We start from the raw sequence: 2,013 nt of genomic DNA on the forward strand, positions 1-2,013 counted from the left end.
TCAATATCAAGGCCTTGTAAATACCTAAACGACGTTAAACTTGTTCCAAAGTGCTCTATACACACGTTAATACCAATATCTTTAATTGCATCTATGTGCTTTGAAGCTATATGTACATTATAAAGTAAACTAATTTCATGTAATTCAAAAATGAGGTTAGTTTTAATAACGGGTTTCGTGTGCGCATAAAGCGTTAACCATTGTATAAAATCAGCTGAATATAAAGATGCCTTACTTACGTTTAAGGCAAATACGTCATCAGGGTATTGTTCTTTTATATTTACAAAGTTACGAATTATTTTTTTGTCTAATTCTTCAGTTAAATTAAGTTTTTCGGCCATAGCAAATAAATGGCCATTGTTTATCTTTTCACCTTCATGGGTAAAGTGGGCAAAGGCCTCAAAGTAACACTGCTTGTTTTGAGAGTTAGCCCGTTTAACTGGCTGCACCGAAAAGCTAACCTCACCAGAGTCAATAATCGATTGAATAAGTGTACGCCATTGATTAACACTAAATAGCGTATCTTTATCTATTTTGTTAGTGTCTATTGTATCGCCAATAGTACTACCTGTATCTAAAGCAGATAATACACTACCAATAGAGGAGCCTTTATTAACTTCCAATATTGCAAAATTAGCAAACCCATTAACGTGTAAGCTATTTTTTTGTTTACTAAAAGCATCTGTAATTTCTAAACGGGTTCTGTTTAAAAACTGCGTATCGTAAGGAATCAGCGCAATAAAAGTACTACCGTTTAACCTAAATATTTTAGAGTTAGTAAGGTTACCAATAATTTTAGTAAGAATAACACTTACATCTTTTACGTGGGCGTCACCATCTTGATAGCTAACACTTTGGTTTATATTTGTAAGTGAAGGTAGGGTAATCATCATTGCAGTAAGGGGAGCATCAATGGTTATTGTGTCAACAACCGAGCTAAAGTGATTTTCAAATAACTTTCGATTACCTAACCCTGTTAAAGAATCAATATAAACTTCTTCTGTTAAGGCTTGTGTTTGCTTAGTTAAAGAATCAAAAGTACTTTGTAAGTTAATAACCATATTATTTATAGCTTTAGTTACTGTGCGCAGCTCTCGTGCAATAGGTATTTCTTCGTTTAATGTAAAGCGTTTACGAGTAACAAGGTGAGCTTGATGCTCAACTGCTTTTAAAGGCTTAAATACTTCACGTAATATTAAAAAGGCAACTGCAAGCGAGGCAATTAGTATTAAAAAAGAACCATAAAAACTGCGTTTTGTATGCTCCCACAACGTTACATAAGACTGTCCAGTATGGCTTGTAACCTCAAGTATACCCGCCATAATCCAACCATTATTTAGTTCCGACTGCATAGTGGGTGCTTTTAAACTACTTAAAGCAATAAACCAATTAGGCACAGACTCAACACGCTTAGGATTTTCCAGATCAAATACAACTTGGCTTTGTGAATTTGTAAATTTAATTTCTTTATAGTAACCAGAATCAAAAATAGCAGTAGCCATTGTTTCTGCTATTACTAGGTTTTCTGGCTCTAAATAAGGCGAAATAGAAAGCCCTAAGCTAGTAGCAGTGTCTTGGGCATGGCTTCCCATTTGGGTTTGTAAGTAATCACGGGTGGTTTCAACATCTGTAACTACCCTAACCACAAATGAAACAACCGAAATAACGATTATTAAACCGTAAACTTGGGTTTTAAGACTCAATCCATTTTTAAAAAGTCGAGACATAACTGGTAGTTCCTTTAATGTTACTTTTAATGGGAGCAAGCTCACCTTGTTCAATTCGCTCTAGCATAGTATTCCAAGCCGACACACCACGGCTATTTTTTACCTTATTGCCTAACCCTTTCGATTTTGCTAACCAAAGGCCTTGACCATTAAAACTGTAAATAGGCGTTAAATCTGGGCGTTTATTAGCAGGCAGCAGTTTAGTATTAAAGTTACCTAAAACAAAGGGAATTCTGTTTGGATCTTCTATATATATAAGTACCATGTGGGGCTGGTTTACTGTGCG

The 2,013-nt window shown here is 35.1% G+C and carries 1 protein-coding gene and 1 pseudogene; both read right to left on the minus strand.

What is annotated here, in order from left to right; translation table 11 throughout:
* On the minus strand, positions 1 to 1,727 hold a 1,727-nt coding region (locus H5072_RS18005; protein ID WP_182694330.1), incomplete at its 3' end, for a LapD/MoxY N-terminal periplasmic domain-containing protein.
* Positions 1,711 to 2,013, minus strand: a pseudogene (locus tag H5072_RS18010) (hypothetical protein); the annotation flags it as partial. The gene H5072_RS18005 and the pseudogene H5072_RS18010, both read right to left, overlap by 17 nt.

This window comes from Pseudoalteromonas sp. SR45-5 (assembly GCF_014163565.1).
Taxonomy (GTDB): domain Bacteria; phylum Pseudomonadota; class Gammaproteobacteria; order Enterobacterales; family Alteromonadaceae; genus Pseudoalteromonas; species Pseudoalteromonas distincta.